This is a genomic window from Nocardioides luteus, assembly GCF_014648595.1.
Taxonomy (GTDB): Bacteria; Actinomycetota; Actinomycetes; order Propionibacteriales; family Nocardioidaceae; genus Nocardioides; species Nocardioides luteus.
Genome location: NZ_BMRK01000021.1, coordinates 57,278 through 74,341, shown reverse-complemented (window position 1 = coordinate 74,341; position 17,064 = coordinate 57,278). Strand labels below are relative to the sequence as shown.

At 69.7% G+C, this 17,064-nt stretch carries 22 protein-coding genes and 2 tRNA genes; 9 read left to right on the top strand and 15 right to left on the bottom strand.

Annotated features, from left to right (window positions below; all coding sequences use genetic code 11):
* Positions 1-7: 7 nt before the first annotated feature.
* From IEY81_RS20505 to IEY81_RS20470, 8 genes are all read right to left on the bottom strand, one after another.
* Positions 8-80 (bottom strand) — tRNA-Ala (locus tag IEY81_RS20505).
* 54 nt (positions 81-134) lie between these two features.
* Positions 135-962: a divisome protein SepX/GlpR gene (gene sepX / locus IEY81_RS20500; protein WP_189120347.1), complete on the bottom strand. Its 828-nt coding sequence runs from the start codon at positions 960-962 to the stop codon at positions 135-137.
* Positions 963-1,063: 101 nt separating this feature from the next.
* Positions 1,064-1,663 (bottom strand): GNAT family N-acetyltransferase, encoded by a 600-nt coding sequence (locus IEY81_RS20495; protein ID WP_189120346.1) that lies wholly within the window; start codon positions 1,661-1,663, stop codon positions 1,064-1,066.
* Positions 1,660-2,139 (bottom strand): MogA/MoaB family molybdenum cofactor biosynthesis protein, encoded by a 480-nt coding sequence (locus IEY81_RS20490; protein WP_189120345.1) that lies wholly within the window; start codon positions 2,137-2,139, stop codon positions 1,660-1,662. Before IEY81_RS20490 ends, IEY81_RS20495 begins: the two co-directional genes overlap by 4 nt.
* Positions 2,136-2,615, bottom strand: a complete 480-nt coding sequence (gene moaC / locus IEY81_RS20485; RefSeq protein WP_189120344.1) for a cyclic pyranopterin monophosphate synthase MoaC — start codon at positions 2,613-2,615, stop codon at positions 2,136-2,138. The genes IEY81_RS20490 and moaC overlap by 4 nt, the downstream gene beginning before the upstream one ends.
* Positions 2,615-3,823 (bottom strand): molybdotransferase-like divisome protein Glp, encoded by a 1,209-nt coding sequence (gene glp / locus IEY81_RS20480; RefSeq protein ID WP_189120343.1) that lies wholly within the window; start codon positions 3,821-3,823, stop codon positions 2,615-2,617. The genes moaC and glp overlap by 1 nt, the downstream gene beginning before the upstream one ends.
* 10 nt (positions 3,824-3,833) lie before the next feature.
* The gene (locus IEY81_RS20475; protein ID WP_189120342.1) at positions 3,834-4,415 is read right to left on the bottom strand and encodes a hypothetical protein; all 582 of its coding nucleotides are present in this window, start codon (positions 4,413-4,415) and stop codon (positions 3,834-3,836) included.
* 67 nt (positions 4,416-4,482) lie between these two features.
* Entirely contained in the window at positions 4,483-5,859 is a 1,377-nt protein-coding gene (locus IEY81_RS20470) for a UTP--glucose-1-phosphate uridylyltransferase (protein ID WP_189120341.1), read from the bottom strand.
* 77 nt (positions 5,860-5,936) lie between these two features.
* Between IEY81_RS20470 and IEY81_RS20465 the strand changes: the two genes are divergently transcribed.
* From IEY81_RS20465 to IEY81_RS20450, 4 genes are all read left to right on the top strand, one after another.
* Positions 5,937-6,500, top strand: a complete 564-nt coding sequence (locus IEY81_RS20465; RefSeq protein ID WP_189120340.1) for a 5-formyltetrahydrofolate cyclo-ligase — start codon at positions 5,937-5,939, stop codon at positions 6,498-6,500.
* Positions 6,501-6,559: 59 nt separating this feature from the next.
* Positions 6,560-6,838 (top strand): FmdB family zinc ribbon protein, encoded by a 279-nt coding sequence (locus IEY81_RS20460; RefSeq protein ID WP_189120339.1) that lies wholly within the window; start codon positions 6,560-6,562, stop codon positions 6,836-6,838.
* Between the two features lie 111 nt (positions 6,839-6,949).
* Positions 6,950-7,609, top strand: coding sequence for an SAF domain-containing protein (locus IEY81_RS20455; RefSeq protein WP_189120338.1), 660 nt, complete (start codon positions 6,950-6,952; stop codon positions 7,607-7,609).
* A gap of 64 nt (positions 7,610-7,673) precedes the next feature.
* Positions 7,674-8,024, top strand: coding sequence for an MscL family protein (locus IEY81_RS20450; protein WP_189120337.1), 351 nt, complete (start codon positions 7,674-7,676; stop codon positions 8,022-8,024).
* 21 nt (positions 8,025-8,045) lie between these two features.
* On the opposite strand, the gene IEY81_RS20445 is transcribed toward IEY81_RS20450, so the two are convergent.
* Complete coding sequence (locus tag IEY81_RS20445; RefSeq protein WP_189120336.1) at positions 8,046-8,258, bottom strand: hypothetical protein; 213 nt, start codon at positions 8,256-8,258, stop codon at positions 8,046-8,048.
* Positions 8,258-10,414 (bottom strand): LCP family protein, encoded by a 2,157-nt coding sequence (locus IEY81_RS20440; protein ID WP_189120335.1) that lies wholly within the window; start codon positions 10,412-10,414, stop codon positions 8,258-8,260. The genes IEY81_RS20445 and IEY81_RS20440 overlap by 1 nt, the downstream gene beginning before the upstream one ends.
* 202 nt (positions 10,415-10,616) lie before the next feature.
* Between IEY81_RS20440 and IEY81_RS20435 the strand changes: the two genes are divergently transcribed.
* A tRNA-Arg gene (locus IEY81_RS20435) sits at positions 10,617-10,692 on the top strand.
* Between the two features lie 40 nt (positions 10,693-10,732).
* On the opposite strand, the gene IEY81_RS20430 is transcribed toward IEY81_RS20435, so the two are convergent.
* Positions 10,733-10,948 (bottom strand): response regulator transcription factor, encoded by a 216-nt coding sequence (locus IEY81_RS20430; RefSeq protein ID WP_229788029.1) that lies wholly within the window; start codon positions 10,946-10,948, stop codon positions 10,733-10,735.
* Positions 10,899-11,492 (bottom strand): hypothetical protein, encoded by a 594-nt coding sequence (locus IEY81_RS20425; protein ID WP_189120334.1) that lies wholly within the window; start codon positions 11,490-11,492, stop codon positions 10,899-10,901. The genes IEY81_RS20430 and IEY81_RS20425 overlap by 50 nt, the downstream gene beginning before the upstream one ends.
* A gap of 155 nt (positions 11,493-11,647) precedes the next feature.
* Between IEY81_RS20425 and IEY81_RS20420 the strand changes: the two genes are divergently transcribed.
* Complete coding sequence (locus IEY81_RS20420; RefSeq protein WP_189120333.1) at positions 11,648-12,520, top strand: alpha/beta hydrolase; 873 nt, start codon at positions 11,648-11,650, stop codon at positions 12,518-12,520.
* A gap of 57 nt (positions 12,521-12,577) precedes the next feature.
* On the opposite strand, the gene IEY81_RS20415 is transcribed toward IEY81_RS20420, so the two are convergent.
* Entirely contained in the window at positions 12,578-13,753 is a 1,176-nt protein-coding gene (locus tag IEY81_RS20415) for a saccharopine dehydrogenase family protein (protein ID WP_189120332.1), read from the bottom strand.
* A 166-nt stretch (positions 13,754-13,919) separates the two neighbouring features.
* Here IEY81_RS20415 and IEY81_RS20410 point away from each other — a divergent pair, with 166 nt between their 5' ends.
* Genes IEY81_RS20410 through IEY81_RS20400 form a run of 3 tightly spaced genes read left to right on the top strand, consistent with a single transcriptional unit; the run spans position 13,920 to position 15,869 of the window.
* A complete protein-coding gene (locus IEY81_RS20410) occupies positions 13,920-14,690 on the top strand; it encodes a response regulator (RefSeq protein ID WP_229788028.1) in 771 nt (256 codons plus the stop codon).
* 31 nt (positions 14,691-14,721) lie between these two features.
* On the top strand, positions 14,722-14,991 hold the full coding sequence (locus IEY81_RS20405; RefSeq protein WP_189120330.1) for a DUF2277 domain-containing protein: 270 nt from the start codon (positions 14,722-14,724) through the stop codon (positions 14,989-14,991).
* Entirely contained in the window at positions 14,988-15,869 is an 882-nt protein-coding gene (locus tag IEY81_RS20400) for a Sir2 family NAD-dependent protein deacetylase (protein ID WP_189120329.1), read from the top strand. The genes IEY81_RS20405 and IEY81_RS20400 overlap by 4 nt, the downstream gene beginning before the upstream one ends.
* On the opposite strand, the gene IEY81_RS20395 is transcribed toward IEY81_RS20400, so the two are convergent.
* Positions 15,855-16,124, bottom strand: a complete 270-nt coding sequence (locus tag IEY81_RS20395; RefSeq protein ID WP_189120328.1) for a hypothetical protein — start codon at positions 16,122-16,124, stop codon at positions 15,855-15,857. The genes IEY81_RS20400 and IEY81_RS20395 overlap by 15 nt on opposite strands.
* Before the next feature lie 203 nt (positions 16,125-16,327).
* Complete coding sequence (locus IEY81_RS20390; RefSeq protein WP_189120327.1) at positions 16,328-17,014, bottom strand: iron-dependent transcriptional repressor DtxR; 687 nt, start codon at positions 17,012-17,014, stop codon at positions 16,328-16,330.
* Positions 17,015-17,064 lie beyond the last annotated feature (50 nt).

The window sequence follows — 17,064 nt, the reverse complement described above, 5'->3', positions numbered from 1 at the left end:
CTACTTGTGGAGCTGAGGGGATTCGAACCCCTGGCCTTCTCATTGCGAACGAGACGCGCTACCAACTGCGCCACAGCCCCAAGCGATGAGAAACGTTAGCACCTCGTCGCGGCTGTCGCCGAATCAGGAGGGGTTCAGGAGCCCGTGGCGCGGTTGCGGGCGGCTTCGGCGGCCTCGGCCGCGGCGCGCTCGGCCTCTTCGGCCTGGCGGACGAGCTCGGAGTCGGCGGCGTTGCGGCCGGAGCTCCACACGCCGGTGGCGTCGAGGTCGATGGTGCGGACGGTGCGGCGCGGGGCGGAGTCCTTGGAGACGTACGTCGGCAGCGGGGTCTCGACCGGCTTCCAGGCGCCCTCGGGGAGCTCCTGCTCGCCGGTGTCGTCGTGCTCGACCACGGCCACCAGGTCGCCGGTGTCCTGGTCGATGTCGAAGGTGACCCGGGGCGGGGCGACGGGGGCCGGCTCCGGCTCGACGACGTCCTCGGGGAACGGGATCCGGGCCCAGACCTCCCGCTGGTGGCGGACGCTGAGGCGGCAGGTGACCAGCCATGCGACAACAAGGCCGGCCGGGATCGCAATCCAGACCGGCCCGAGGACGCCGAAGCCAGCGAGGGCTCCGACGACGGCCAGTCCCAGGAGCAGGACTCCCAGCACGATGCTGCGGCGACGGGCCGCGGTGCGGGCCGCGCGGCGGCGTACGGCCATCGGCACGGGCCGTGGAGCAGGCTCCGGGACCGCCTCGTCGTCGGCCTCGGACTTCTTCGAGCCCTTCTCCGTCACCAGGTCGGTGGAGTCTTTGCCGGTGGCCTCGCGTCGTGCGAGGATCCTGCGGGATTTCGAGATGGCGGCGCTGGCCCGGCTCTTGGTCCCGTCCTCGGCAGTGGAGGTCTGTTCGAGCGCCTTGGGCACCAAGTACACCGCCCACGCCACGGCGAGGGCGACGAAGATGAGTGCGCTCGGGTCCACGTCAAGAAGCGTAGGAGCGATTACCAGCCCGTAGGCGGATGTGCTGTGGTGTGTCGCGTGTGACTTGTGTGATTTCGGCGAGACACGCCCAAGTCAATGACTCATTCGGGTGACAAACCCAGTCTGGCCAGCATTCCTTGGTGACATTCTTCAACCGTTATCGCGAAGATTCGGTGGTCTCGCCAGGCGCCGTCGATATGCAGGAATCGGGGCGCATAACCGATCTCGTCGATGCCGAGTTTCTCCACGACGCGCAGCGAGTTGGAGTTCTCCGGGCGGATGCAGATCTCGATGCGATGCAGCCGTGCGGCGGTGAAACAGTGGTCGATGACCAGGGCGACGGCCAGCGGCATCACGCCGCGTCCGGCGAATCTCTGGTCGATCCAGTAGCCGATCGAGGCGAACTGAGCCGAACCGCGAACGATGTTGTTCACCGTGATCTGCCCGGCGAAAAAACCGTCGACATCGATCGCAAATGGATAGGTGACGCCACGTTTGGCCTGCCGCCGAAGTCGGCGTACGAGACTGACGAAAGTCGTGGGTCGAACAGCCGATCCCGGCGGCACCGTCGCGTCCCACTGGTGCAGCCATTCCGCCGACCGGCGGCGCGCCTCGGTCCATGCCTTGGCGTCGGTGCGGTCAAGAGGACGTACGGTCACCGCGCCGTGGGAGAGGACGGCGGGCCAGCCCGGGTCGGTCACCGGTGGTCGCTCCCGACGGACTGCTCCACCGCATGGGGCAGCACCGGACGCAACACGTCGATCGCATCCTTCACGCCGCCCCGGGACCCGGGAAGGTTGACCACCACGCATGCTCCGATCTGACCGGCCAGACCGCGGGACAGTAGCGCTGTCGGGATCCCCTTCGCCACTCCGGCGGCCCGGATGCCCTCGGCGATGCCGGGGATCTCTCGGTCGAGGAGCGGACGTGTCACCTCGGGCGTCCGGTCGGTCGGGGTCAGACCCGTGCCACCGGTGGTCAGGACGACCCGGGCACCCTCCTCCGCGGCTCGCGCGATCGCGGCGCCGACCGGGTCGCCGTCGGGTAGGACCTCGGGGGCACCGACCTCGAAGCCGAGCTCTTCCAGAAAGGCGACGAGAAGGGGTCCGGTGGTGTCCTCGTAGACACCGGCAGAGGCACGGTTGGAGGCGACGACGACGGTCGCTTTCAGGCTCATCGCTGGAACGTCCCGGACTTTCCGCCGGTCTTCGTCTCGACCCGGACATCGGTGATGACCGCTCTCTTGTCGACCGCCTTGACCATGTCGACGACGGTCAGGCCGGCAACGGATACGGCGGTCAGCGCCTCCATCTCCACACCGGTGCGGTCGGTCGTCTTCACCGTCGCGGAGATCTCGACCGCATCGTCGGAGACGCTCAGCTCGACCGTGACCCCCGAGATGGCCAGCGGGTGGCACAACGGGATCAGCTCCGGCGTCTTCTTGGCCCCCATGATCCCGGCGATCCGGGCGACGGCGAGCGCGTCACCCTTGGGTACGCCCTCGCCGCGGAGCAGCTCGATGACCTCTGCTGCGACGAGCACCCGTCCGGTCGCGGTCGCGGTGCGGGTCGTGACCGCCTTCTCGGAGACGTCGACCATCCGGGCGGCGCCGGTCTCGTCGACGTGGGTGAGCCGCGGCTCGCTCTCGCTCATCAGAACTCTCCGTCCAGCTCGATCACGTCCACCTCGGCGTCCTTGTCGAGCGAGGTGGTCTCCGGCGGGATGACGATCAGGCAGTTGGCCCCGGCGAGATCACCGATGAGGTGGGACCCGGGGCCGCCGATCGGCGAGACGCCGGCACGCGAGCCGTCGTACCAGCCGCGCAGATACTGCTCCTTGCCCTGCGGCGAGCGCACCGGGTGGGTGAGGGTGGCCCTGCGTACGGGGCGGGCCTCGGGAGTCATACCCATCAGGCGGCGTACGGCCGGGAGCACGAAGAGCTCGAAGGAGACGAACGAGGAGACCGGGTTGCCGGGCAGGCACACGACCGGCACCTGCTCGTCGCCGACCCGGCCGTAGCCCTGGGGCTTGCCCGGCTGCATGCTCACTCGCCCGAACCAGACTCCTTCGGGGGTCAGCGCCTCCTTGACCACGTCGTAGTCACCCATCGATACGCCCCCGGAGGTGACCACCAGGTCGGCACGGACGAGCTGGTCGGAGAGCGCGGCCATGAAGGACCGCGGCTCGTCGGGCACGATCCCGACCCGGTAGGCGATCGCGCCGGCCTTGCGGGCGGCCGCGGCGAGGAGGAAGGAGTTGCCGTCGTAGATCGAGTCGTGGCCGAGCGCCTCGCCGGGCTCACGGAGCTCGGTGCCGGTCGAGAGCACCACGACCCGCGGACGCGGACGCACCGCCACCTGAGCACGCCCGACGGAGGCGATCAGCCCGAGGTGGCGCGGGTTGAGCACCGTGCCGGCTGGGATGAGCAGGTCACCCTTGGCGACGTCCTCACCCGCGTAGCGGACGTGCTGGGCCTCCTCCGGCGTCTGCCGGATCTCGACCTCGGCGACGCCACGGTCGGTCCACTCGTAGGGCACGACCGTGTCGGCCCCGGTCGGCAGCGGCGCACCGGTCATGATCTTCGCCGCCGCACCCGGCGGCAGCGCGAGCAGCGAGGCCTGGCCGGCACCGATCTCACCGAGCACCGGCAGCCGCACCGGCGCCTCCGCCGAAGCCGTCGCGACATCGGCGTAGCGGACCGCGTAGCCGTCCATCGAGGAGTTGTCGAAGCCCGGCAGGGCGACCTCGGCATGGATGTCCTCGGCGACCGCGAGTCCGAGGCAGTCCATGAGCGGCTGCGGGTAGGCCGGCATCGGCTCGATGTCGTCGAGGATGCGTTGGCGATATTCCTGGGGCGTCACCCCGGAAACACTAGCCGCCCGCGATCCGATTTCGTGCGGCCGCCTTCGCCCTGCGGGACTGGAGATACGGCAGCAGACCACCGGCCACGACGGCGCCACCGCCGAGGACCAGGACGACCGTACGCTGCGTCTCGGTCAACGGCTCCGGCACCTCGACCGGGTGGTGCCAGGTGGGCAGGTCCTGGCCGTGGAGCCGGACCTCCACGATCTGGCCGCGCCACAGGGTCGCGGTGACCGGGTCCTTATAGGTCAGACCCTCGAAGTCGTCGAGGTCGGACACCTCGACGGTGTGGATGAATCCGGGTCCTCCGTCCCGACCGGGCTGCGTCTCGCGGAGGTCGATCGAGTACCAGTAGCCACCGCGGCCTCCCCCGTGACGCTCGGAGCCGACGTACTCGAGCTCACCGGTCCAGGCGCACGAAGCCGGCTTCTCCGGGAGCGACTCGCACTCCGGGGCCGTACGCAGCGCCTCCAGCGCGGCGGCCTCGTCCTTCGTCTCCTGGGAGCCGACCCCGAAGGCCCACAAGCCGCCGAACAGCACGATCCCGATCAGGACCATGCTGACCAGGGCGATGAGTTTCGGCAGCCGCATGGTCGAACGATCACACAGGCGGGATCGCTCCGCGGAGCGATCCCGCCTGTTGTGGATCAGCCGTTGGTCACTCGGACAGCACGGTCGCGGGCTCGACGCGCTCGGCGTCGGCGCCGTCGAGCGAGACCGCGCCGATGACCTGGACCCCCTTGCCGAAGGTCCAGTCGCCGTTGACGGTCAGCGAGGAGGCCTGGCGCAGAGACGGGGCACCCTCGGGGAAGCGCTCGTCGAAGTTGGCGACGTACTTGTAGTAGTCGCTGTCGAGGTCGATGAACGGCACCTGGTCAGCGACCTGGTCGAGGACGAAGCCGTCGCTGATGTCGTAGACGTCGGAGCGGAGGACGAGCAGGTCGTTGGTCGTCTTGACCGGCACGAACCGCTCCCGACCGACCTCGATCAGCTGGGAGCCCTCGAAGACCTCGATCGCGGCGCCCATGGCGGTCTCGATCTGGATGACCTTCGGCGTCTTCGGGTCAGCGGGGTCGACGGTCTTCTCGTTGCGGATCAGCGGCAGGCCGAGGATCCCGTCGCGCTCGGCGAGGACCCGCTTGAGCGCCTTCAGGTCGAACCAGATGTTGTTGGTCGAGCAGTACTTGTGACGGTTGAGGTCCTGCAGCGTGACCTTGTCCTCGTCGAGGGTCTGCGCGGTCTCACGCAGGATCAGGCGGCCGTCGGACTTCCGGCGCGCGAAGTGACCGCCCTTGCGGTCGCTCGGGGTGCGGCGTACGGCCTCGATCGCGAAGGGCGCACCGCTCTTCGCGAACCAGCCGGCGACCTTCTCGTCGGGGACGGCGCCGAGGTTGTCGGAGTTGGAGACGAAGACCCGCTCGTAGCCCTGCTCGATGAGCAGGTCGAGGAGGCCGGTGTCGAGCAGCGCGGTGTAGATGTCGCCGTGGCCCGGCGGGCACCACTCGAGCTCGGGGTCCTTGGGCCACTCGACCGGGGTCAGGTCGTCGGCGAGCAGGCGCGGCTCACGGTTCTGCAGGAACTCCAGCGGCAGCCCCTCGACCGGCAGGTCGTGGTAGCGCTCGAGCGCGGCCAGGCTGTCCTCGGAGGTGCGGAAGGAGTTCATCAGCAGCAGCGGGAGGCGTACGTCGTACTTCTCGCGCATGTGCAGGATCTGCCGGGCGATCACGTCCAGGAAGCTCAGGCCCTTGCGTACGCACAGCAGGGACTTCGCCCGGTCCATGCCCATCGAGGTGCCGAGGCCGCCGTTGAGCTTGATCACCGCAGTGGTGGAGATGGCGTCGTGCGCCTCTTCGTCGCTGACCTCCGCGTCGTTGATCGACGGGATGTCGACCGGCTCGATGGTCTCCTCCGGGATCATCCCGGTCTCGCCGTGCTCGAGCTGGCGGTAGTAATGTGCGAACGTCTGCACCGCGACGTCGTCGACGCCGGCATCGCGCATCTTCGCCATTGCCTTGGCCAAACCTGGGCTACCCATGAAGGAAAGCCTAGGCTGTCGTCGTGACGGGTTCACACACCCCTCCGGGTTCTGATGGTCCAGCCCCCGCTGACTTCGTGGCACGCAAGACTGCCCTACGTGACCAGCTGCTCACCAGGCGGGGCCGCATCGGCCTCCCCGAGCTCGGTTCGCTGGCGCGTTCGCTCGCTCAGGTGGTCACCGAGGTCCCCGAGGTACGCAGCGCCGCGACCGTCGCTCTGTACGTCTCGATCGGCACCGAACCGGGCACCGGACCGCTCATCGACGAGCTCGACGCCGCGGGCAAGCGCATCCTGCTGCCGTGCCTGCTGCCGGACAACGACCTCGACTGGGCGGCCTACGACGGTGACCTGGTGCGAGCACCGCGTGGGCTGCTGGAGCCGAGCGGCGAGCGGCTGGGGGTCTCCGCGGTGGCCGGCGCCGACGTCGTGCTCGTCCCCGGCCTGGCCGTCGACGACCACGGGCACCGGATGGGACGGGGCGGTGGCTCCTACGACCGGATCCTGGCCCGGGTGCCGGCCGGCACGCTCACCTGCGCGCTCCTCTACCCGTGGGAGATCGGGGTCCCGGTGCCCGTCGAGGCTCACGACCGGGCCGTGTCCGCGGCCGCGAGCGCGGAGGGAATGCAGCGCTTCTCCTAGGCGTTCGCTAATATTGGCAGTCGCGCCTGTCGAGTGCCAGATTCTGTTCTAGGAGAAACGTGCCCACCTACCAGTACGCCTGCACCGAGTGCGGCCACGCCTTCGATCAGTTCCAGAGCTTCAGCGACGCCTCGCTGACGGAGTGCCCCGAGTGCAGCGGCAAGCTGCGCAAGGTCTTCAGCGCAGCGGGCGTCGTCTTCAAGGGGTCGGGCTTCTACCGCACCGACTCGCGCTCCGGCTCGTCCTCGTCGAGCTCCTCCAGCTCCTCGACCACGTCGTCGACGTCGTCCTCGAGCTCGTCGACCCCGGCGCCCGCAGCCTCCGGCTCCTCGGACTGATCCACTGACTCCCGCCCGGCCCGGGCGGTTATCCACAGGATCATCCACAGAGTCCCGATGGGCTGTGGATAGCGAGATGCGGGATCCGCGGGCACGGCTTAGCGTGCCCGCATGCTCACTCGAATCACGTCCTTCACCCGCCGCGTACGCCGCGGGGTGCTCGCCCACCGACGCCTGCTGGCGTTCCTGCTGACCGCCACCGCGGTCGCGATCGGTCTCTCGGCCACCCGGCCGGACCCACCCGACACCTCGACGATGGCGGTCGCCGCCCGAGATCTGCCGGTCGGCACGGTCCTCACCGCCGCCGACCTCACCGACGTCGAGACCGACCCTGCCGGCGTACCCGCCGACCTCGCCGAGGCGCCGCTCGGTGAGCGGCTCGCGGCGCCGCTGCGGCGCGGCGAGCCGGTCACCGACGTACGTCTCGTGGGGCCGAGCATGACCGATGGTCATCCCGACCTGGTGGCCGTCCCGGTCCGGCTCCCCGACGCCACGATGGCCGAGCTGCTCCACGTCGGCGACACCGTCGACCTCTACGCGACCGACCCCGCCACCGCCGAGACCGCCCAGGTCACCACCGACACGCTGATCCTCAGCCTCCCTCAAGCCGCGCGGCGTAGCGGCGATGATTCTTTGACACAAGGAAAGACCGAGGGGTCTGGCGTCACGGACACTTCGGCGGGACGCCTGGTCATCGTCGGAGTAGCCGCGAGCAGCGTCGAGGACGTCACGTCCGCTGGGGTGAGCGGTTATCTCACCTTCGCGTACTGACGGCCGTCACCCGCCAGCCCCAGGTCTCCCTCACCTCACACATCGAGTTACAGGAGGGCTAGAAATGGCCGGTTTCAAGAAATTCCTGCTCCAAGGCGACCTGGTCAGTCTCGCGGTCGCCTTCATCATCGGTGGCGCGTTCGCCACCGTCGTGACGGCGACCGTCGACGTCATCATGGACCTGGTCGGCAAGATCGGCGGCACGCCGGACTTCTCCAACTACGAGCCGGGCGGCGTCAGCCTCGGCGCCTGGCTGACCGCGGTCATCGCCTTCGTCATCCTGGCTGCGGTCGTCTACTTCCTCATCGTGAAGCCCTACACCGCTGCCAAGGAGCGCTACTTCCCGGACCCCGACCCGGGCGAGACCGAGCTCGACATCCTCAAGCAGATCCGCGACAGCCTCGCCGCTCGCTGATCCGCTCGCTCAGGTGCCGTCTCACCCACCGTGGTGAGGCGGCACCTGCGATTTCAGCCAGCGGTCGGAGGCCGACTCCCCCGACTCCGAGTCCGGCTCACGCTCGTCCTGGGTCGTCTCGGGGAGCACGTCACCGAAGATCCGCGCCAGCCGCTGCTTGCGCTTCCACTCGGGCTCCTTCGACTCTTTCGAGCCCGCAGCCCCTGTCGTCTCCGGTGTTTCGTCCTCGGCCATCAGCACAGTCCTGCGCGCTCGCGCTCCGCCTTGGCCTGCTCAGCGATCTCGGCCAGCTCTTCCTCGGTCGCACCGTTGCTGGCACTGCCCGACGCATCCTCCGAGGAGCCTTCTGACGACGCTTCATCCGTGGGCTCGACGCCGGCGGTCTCGCCGTCGTCTGCGCCCTCTTCCGACTTCTCGGACTTCTTGCCCTTGCCGCCCGATGCCTGGCCGGCATCCAGCGAACCCGCCGCGATCTTCTTGGTCAGCGGCTTGTCGTTCGCGATGGCCTTCCAGACGTTCTTGGCCTTCTCCTCGTCGAGGACGACGCGGTTGGCATTCTGCGGATCCGTCGCCACGGGAATGGTGAGGAACTTGATGTTCTCCATTCCGATGCTCTGGAACCCTGCGCCGATCTTGGCCATCGTGTCGAGGTTGTCCTTGAGTGCCTCGTCCATCGTCAGGCCCTTGGTCGCAGCGTTCAAGAAGCTGAGCACCTTCCTAGGGCTCGACAACGTGTCTCCCGAGAGCAGCTTCGCGGCCATCGAGCCGATGAATGCCTGCTGGCGCTTGGCTCGCAGCAAGTCGCTGCCGTCCCCGAAGACGTGACGCATCCGGACGTACTGAAGGGCCTTCTTGCCGTTCAGCGTCTGAGGCCCGGACTTGAACTTGGCGCCGGTGAACTTGTCCTCGACGGGCTCGGGAAGACAGACATCGACGCCATCGATGGCATCGACCATCCCCTTGAAGCTGCCGAAGTCGACCACCACGAGATGGTTGATCGTGATGTCGCACTTCGCGCCGCACATCTCGTCAGCCACGGACTCGACCTGCTCGACCGTGCAGGTCGGACCCGCTGTGGCGTATGCAGCGTTCCACTGCACATAGTCGGCCGCCGCGGTCTTCCCCTTCTCGGACTTGCACGAGGGCCGGTTGACCATCGTGTCGCGCGGGATCGAGACGCCGTAGGCGAACTCTCGGTTCGCGGAGAGGTGCAAGAGGATCGTGGTGTCGGAACCACCCCCGCTCTCCCCGTCAAGACCGCATCCGTCGCAATCACGGCTGTCAGAACCCATCACAAGGATGTTGATCGGTTCCTTCGGTCCGATGTCTGCAGCGTCCTCGCCGAGGCTGACGGTGTCGATGTTGCTGGTCAGAGATCGGTAGGTGTAGACGGTGAACAGGCCGACGATGAGCGCCAGGACGAGCAGCGTCGACCCGAGGATCTGCCAGACGCTGACCCCCGACTTCTTGCGCTCGTCGGGGCCCGGGTAGGGAGCGTACGCATCGGGGTAGTCATCCTGCGGCGGGAAGTCGTCGTAGGGCTCGTCGTCATAACCCGAGGCGTACGCAGCACCCCGGCGGTCCGGGGCGGGATAGGCCTCGTGGCGGGCTTCGTGGAGCTCGTCGCGCGAACCGGTGCGGCCGCGAGGGCGGTCGTCGGGCACGGGGCGGCCCGAGGCCGCGGCAGGGTCGTTCCAGTCGAACTCGCGCGCCGCGGAGGGGGCGAACTGCTGGTCAGGTGCCTTCGGGGTGGGACCCGGCACGGGCTCCTGGCGATACCACTCCTGCGCGGGCGCGAGGGCGGTCTCCTCGACAGGGGGCGCTGGCGCCGGCGGAGCGGCGTGTCGGGACGGGAGCGGCTTCTCGCGCAGCGGCGGGGCCACCGCCGTGGCGTCCGGGTCGCTCCACTCCCCAGGGACGGGCGGCGCGGGTGTGGCGTTCTCGTTGCCCCGGGCCATCGCCTGGAAGCGCTCGGCACGGGTCGGCTCGCGACGGATGGGAGGCTCCGGGCGCGCAGGCTCGGGACGCGCAGGCTCCGCGCGCCGCGGCGCCACCTGGGTCGGCTCGTCGTGAACCGGCTCCGCCCGTGGCGGCTCGGCGATGGGTGACTCCGGCAGCACCGGCTCCCGGTGAGCCGGACGCGCGGCCCGGCGGCCGCCGCCCGGCGAGGCAGGACCAGGAACGGCAGGACCCGGCGATGCGGGACCCGGAGGCGGCGGCGAGACGAACTCGGACTGCGGACGCGCAGCGCGCCGCCCACCACCGGACTCGGCCGACGGCTGGTCGGTCGGGACGTCCGCGGCACGAGCCCCGCGGGCAGCACGAGTCCCCCCAGACTCATCGCCACCAGGCTCGTCAGCGCCGCCGTACATCCACTCGAATCCGGACACGCCCGAGCCTGAGTCCTGTCCCCCACGTCGGGGAGGCATGGAGGGGCCTGCCATAGATCACCGTCACTCGTCGCTTGGAATTGGGGGGATCGGGTTGAGTCGACGGTGACTCAACCTACGCGAGGGCCACAAGTTTGGCCCCTCGCAGGTTCGAACCCCAAACCGTAGTATCACCTGTCATCGTGGCAAGATATCCGCGAATGCCCCAGTAGCTCAGTGGATAGAGCAGCCGCCTCCTAAGCGAAAGGTCGCAAGTTCGACTCTTGCCTGGGGCACCACGAAGCAGCCCTCCGCCGTGACCTGCGCTCCTTGCGAGCCTCAGGAGCGAGAGAGCACCCAGGTCGCGATCTGCGTACGCGACCTGACCTCCAGCTTGGCGAGCATCCGCTCGACGTGGCCGTCGACGGTGCGGACCGAGATCACGAGCCGCTCGGCGATCGCCCGGTTGCTCAGTCCGTCGCAGATGAGCTGGGCGACCTCGCGCTCACGGGGCGTGAGCCGGACGGACTCGCCGGTGTCGCCGCGTTCGGGCACCTCGCCGTCGAGAGCGAGGCAGACGGCGTCGTGCTTGCTCACGGAGGCCCGCTCCGACCGCAGCGCCTGAGCCCGCTCCTCCCCCCAGGTCCGCCTCCAGCCGGGCGCTCATCCTGGAGCTCTCCGCTGTGATGTGCGGCCCGAACGCGTCGATGGCCGTGCCGAGCTGGCGCCACACCGCGGCCGCGGCACCCATGAGCGTCGCGGCCCGGTCCCGCTCGCCCGCGTCGGCATCGAGCCAGGCGAGGAGCTCCACGGTCAGCGCGATGCAGATCCCGTCTCCGAACTCGCGCTGATGCTCCAGGGCCGCCCGCCCGGCTCGCCGGGCCTCGTCCGCAGCACCGAGATCGCGATGGGCGAGCCCCGCGACCCACAGGGCGTACGCCCGGCTCCACCGCTCACCGCGCGACCCGCTCAGCGCGAGCACCCGCTCGCAGGTCTCCAGCGCGACCTGCGGCTCCCCGGCGTACGTCTCGGCCATCGCGAGCTGGAAGAGTGCGGTCGTCGCGGCGGCCTCGTCACGGGCCGCGTCGAAGGTCAGCACCGCCCGCTCGTACGCCGCTCGGGATTCCGCCAGCCGGCCGCTGAACAGCAGCAGAAGACCGGTCCAGTGGTCCGCGTGCGAAGGAGGTCGTCACCCAGCTCGTCGGCGACGTCTCGACAGTCCGACAGGCACGTCTCCGCCCACTCCCGGTCGCCTTGGATGAGGGAGTCGAGACCGCCCGCGCGGTGGTGGAGTCCTTCGCCGACATGCAGGCCCCGGCGGCGCCGATGGCGCAGACCTCGGACCACGCCTACGGGCCTGCGGCCGAGCACCAGCTGCGGATCCACCGCCCCAGCCTGGAGCCGGGCCTGCCCGTCGTCGTCTACCTGCACGGCGGTGGTTTCGTCGGCGGCAGCCTCACCGTCGCCGACGAGGTCGTCCGCGACCTGGCGCGCCGGACCGGCGCGATCGTCGTGTCGGCGACGTACCGGCGGACACCCGAGCATCGTTTCCCGTCCGCGCACGACGACGCGCTGGCGGCGCTGCGCTGGGTGCACGAGCACATCGGCGAGCACGGGGGCGACCCCACGCGCATCGCGCTCGTGGGCGACTCGGCCGGCGGCAACCTCGCCGCGGCGACCGCTCTGGCCGCGACGACATCGGTTCCGCTCACCGGCCTCGTCCTCGTCTACCCGCTCGTGAGCCCGACCGCCGACACCCCCTCGCGCCAGGAGTTCGCCCGCGGCTACGTCATCGGGCTCGACGACCTGGCCTGGTTCGGTGAGCAGTACGCCACCGCAGCAGACATCGGCGACCAGCGGCTGGCGCTCGACACCGTCGAGCCCGCCGAGCTGGAGAAGCTCCCCGCGACGCTGATCGTCACCAACGAGATGGACACCCTGCGCGACGAGGCCGAGCGGTTCGCCGACCGCCTGGTCGCCGCCGGTGTCGACACGACGACGGTCCGCAGCGACGGTCTCGCCCACGGCGTCTTCTGGATGTCGCTGGCGGTCGCCCGCAGCGCGGAACAGCGCGAGGCCGTCGCCGGCTTCCTCGCCAAGCAGCTGGGCGTCACTCGGGTCGACTGACCCCGCAGACGCGGTGGCCCGCAGCGACCCAGGTCGGCTGCGGGCCACCGCACGTCCTCACCCCGCGCCGACGACCTCGAACCGCATCCCGGCAGCCTGCAGCCGCTCGATGAGCGCGTCGCCCATCGCCTCCGCGGTGGTGACCGACCCCGCGCTCTTCGGCAGGTCGTCGAAGGCCAGGCACAGCGCCGACTCGGCGAGCATCTTGGAGGTCTCGGTGTAGCCCGGGTCGCCGCCGGAGACCTTGGTGTGGATCTTCCGGCCGCCGGTCTCGCCGACGAAGTCGACGGTGAACCACGACTTCTCGCGGCGCTGCTCGGACGGGCCGGTGCCCTGCTTGACCCGCTCGCCGAGCCTGGCCCGCAGCGGCGGCACCTGCATCGCCAGCGCGAGACCGCCGACGCCGACGGCACCGCCCACGGCGTACCTCAGGGTCTTGGTCCCGGCGAAGTGCGAGTAGGTGAACGCCGGGCCGTAGGCGTCGATCGCCCGCCCGGAGCGCGCGACGATGAAGGGGTCGAGGGTCGGCAGCGGCAGCAGCCAGTAGCCCAGGTCGCGGTCGCGACCGGCGGACAGCTTCGCTGCTCGAGACGTACGTCCCACCGGCCGCTCCTCGAGCGCCCGGCGCTGGCGCGCGGCCGCTGCCATCTCCTTGGGCCGCGACATCTGGCCGAGCGCCGAGTGGAAGGTGCCACCGGAGAAGGTGGCGTTGGAGCGCACCACACCCTTCATCGTCAGCGGCCCGGTGATCTCGCCGCCCTCGGCGAGGCGGCGCACCGTGTAGAGGGCGCCGAGGTCGTGCGGGATCGAGTCGAAGCCGCAGGCGTGCACGATCCGGGAGCCGTTGGCCCGGGCGACGGCGTCGTACTTCACGAACATCCGGTCGACGAACTCGGGCTCTCCGGTCAGGTCGACGTAGTCGGTGCCGGCCTCGGCGCAGGCCTTGACCAGCGGCTCGCCGAACTCCAGGTAGGGCCCGACGGTGGTGATCACGACGCGAGCGCGGGACGCCAGCGTGGCCAGCGAGGCCGAGTCGTTCACGTCGGCCTCGATGATCTCGAGCTCGGCGGAACCGAGCGAGTCCCGCACCGACTCCAGCTTCGACCGGGACCGGCCCGCGATCGCCCAGCGCAGCCCGTCGGGCCCGTGCGCGGTGAGATATTCGGCCACCAGGCCACCGGTGAAGCCGGTCGCGCCGAACAGGACGATGTCGAGATCGCGAGTGGTCGTCATACCCGATACCTTTCCAGAAGCGACGAAATCCGAGACGGCACGGGTCTTTGAGTGATCAAATGTTGCATCAATAGGGATACGCTTGAGCGGTTTCTTTCGAGAACCGGCCTCGAGTGTGCGAGTGACCAGGCACCATCCCCGACCACGAGATGAGTGAGACGAGCCTGTGGGTGACGCGGTGATCAGCGTTCTGCTGGCCGACGGTCACGACGTCGTGCGCGTCGGCGTACGCACGGTCCTGCAGCCCGAGCCCGACATCGAGGTCGTCGGCGAGGCACGCTCGGCCGCCGAGGCTCGGCCGCTGATCGCGACGCTCCGCCCCGACGTACTCATCCTCGATGCTCACCTGCCCGACTCCTCCGGTGTGGCGCTCTGCCGGGAGGCGCTGGCGATGAAGAGCGACATCCGCTGCATGATCCTGGCCACCGACGCCGACGACGAGGTGATGAGCCAGGCGATCATGGCCGGTGCGGCCGGCTACGTGCTCAAGCAGATCGAGGCCAGCAGCCTCGTCTCCGGCGTCCGTCTGGTGGCCAGCGGCCACACCCTCTTCGACCCCGAGGCGGCCGCCAAGGTCGTCCACAACGTCGAGGAGCGCCGCCGGATGCACGAGGTGGTCGCCGAGCTGACCCCGCAGCAGCGGCGCATCCTGGTGCTGCTCGCCGAGGGCATCTCCAACCGGCAGATCGCCGACCGGCTGGTGCTCGCCGAGAAGACGGTGAAGAACCACATCACCGGCCTGCTCGCCAAGCTCGGGGTCAGCCACCGCACCCAGGCCGCGCTGATGGCCAGCCAGCTCCTCGAGGACGGGGTGGTGCCCCGCCCCGCTCCCCCGGCCGACGACCTCCGGCAGCCGAAGGGCTCCACCAACGGCGGCCCGGTGCCGCCGCACCCGCGCGGCCAGGCGCCCTCGCACGCACCCGGAAGAAGCCGCTGACCTCCTCGGACATCCGAGTACCGTGGATGGCATGTGCCGCAACATCCGACCGCTCCACAACTTCGAGCCGCCCGCCACGTCCGACGAGGTCACCGCTGCCGCCCTGCAGTTCGTCCGCAAGGTGAGCGGCACGACCAAGCCCTCGGCCGCCAACCAGGAGGCCTTCGACCGCGCCGTCGCGGAGATCGCCCACGTCACCCAGCACCTCCTCGACGACCTGGTCACCAACGCGCCCAAGAAGAACCGTGAGGTCGAGGCCGCCAAGCGCAAGGCGCGCGCGGAGGCCAGGTACGCCTCGTGACGCTCGCCGCGGGGGCGACCAAGGACGCGTACGCCGAGGCGCTGGCCCTCCTCGAGGACCGGCGCCTCGTGGTGTTGACCGGAGCCGGCGTCTCGACCGACTCCGGCATCCCCGACTACCGCAGCCCGGGCAGCCCGGCCCGGCAGCCGATGACCTACCAGCAGTTCATCGCCGGACCCCAGGCGCGGCAGCGTTACTGGGCCCGCAGCCACCTCGGCTGGCGCCGGATGGGCAGTGCGGTGCCCAACGCCGGCCACCTGGCCCTGTCCGCGATCGACCCGGAGCTGCTGATCACCCAGAACGTCGACGGTCTCCACGAGCAGGCGACGCCCGAGCTGGCCAGGAGCGGCCGGATCGTGACCCTGCACGGCCGGGTGGCCGACGTGATCTGCCTGTCCTGCCGCACGATCAGCCCGCGGCGCGACCTGCAGGAGCGGATGGAGGCGCTCAACCCGGGCTGGGCCGAGGCGCACGCCGACGTGGAGAGCCGCCCCGACGGTGACGTCGCGCTGGAGGAGACCCGGGACTTCGCCGTGCCCGACTGCGAGATCTGCGGCGGCATCCTCAAACCCGACGTCGTCTTCTTCGGGGAGAACGTGCCGAAGGACCGGGTCGCCCGGTGCATGGAGGCGGTCGATGCGCTCGCAGCCCGCGACCACGAGCACGAGGGGAAGGGCGTGCTCCTGGTCGCGGGCTCGAGCCTGGCGGTGATGAGCGGCTATCGGTTCGTACGCCGCGCGGCGAAGGCCGGGACCCCGGTCGTCATCGTCAACCGCGGTGCCACCAGGGGCGACGGGGAGGCGACGTACAAGCTGGAGATGGGGACCAGCGAGTTCCTCACCGCCCTGGCGCAGAGCAGGAGCTCAGGCAGAGCGTGAGTGGAGCGGCACCGTGGCCATCCGGCCGGCGGCCTCGTCCACGGAGAGCCGGGCCCCGATGAAGAAGTGGTAGACCGGGCCCTCGTCGATCAGGAGCACCTTGGCGCTGTGGAAATCACCACCGACGTCGGTGAGGACGATCTCCTCGCCGCGCTCGAGATGACGGGTCAGGCCGGTGTCGGTGTGGTGGACGGCGACCGGGCGGAACGTCTCGTCCAGCTCGCTACCGCGAGCGGGCAGGTGAACGACCTCCATAGAGCTCTCCCCTCCGGAGACCCCCGCAAGTCTCGACATGACAACTGCCGAAAACCCGTCCCGATGAACCGGCCTTCAGCAGCCCCCGCGCATCAAACATAAGCATCTAACGCGTAATCGGTCCAGAGCCATGTGCCAGATCGTGCCGACGTCGAGACGATTCGACCGGCTCGGATCGAGCCGGTCGAAGGTGAAGGAGTGGGTCAGAGCGCCTTGACGAAGATGTGGTCGGCGGCCTCGGGGATGATCTCCGCGGTCTCGCCACCGGAGCCGAGCATCACCCCGTCGGGGGTCGCCTTGATCGCCACGGTCTGGTCGGGGATCGCGCCGACGCGGCGCAGGGCGCTCATCAGCGACTCGTCCTTCTGCATCTCCTCGGAGATGCGTCGCACCAGCACGGTGGCGAGCTCGGAGCCGGCCGCCGCGGTGAGCGACTGGACGCCGGCCATGAAGTCCTCGTCGACCGGCTTGCCGCCGAGCTCGTCGAGGCCGGGGATCGGGTTGCCGTAGGGCGACTCGGTCGGGTCGCCGAGCAGGTCGAGCAGGCGGCGCTCGACGGTCTCGGACATGACGTGCTCCCAGCGGCACGCCTCCTCGTGGACGAGCTCCCACTCGAGACCGATCACGTCGGTGAGCAGACGCTCGGCGAGACGGTGCTTGCGCATCACCCGGGTGGCCAGGCGGTGGCCCTCGTCGGTGAGCTGGAGGTGGCGGTCGCCCTCGACGGTGAGCAGACCGTCGCGCTCCATCCGGGCGACGGTCTGGGAGACGGTCGGACCAGACTGGTGGAGGCGCTCGGCGATGCGGGCGCGCAGCGGAACGATCCCCTCTTCGACCAGCTCATAGATGGTGCGAAGGTACATCTCGGTGGTGTCGATGAGGTCGCTCACGGGTTAATCCTACATCCTTGAATCAGTCAAAAAAACCGAACCCAGCAGGG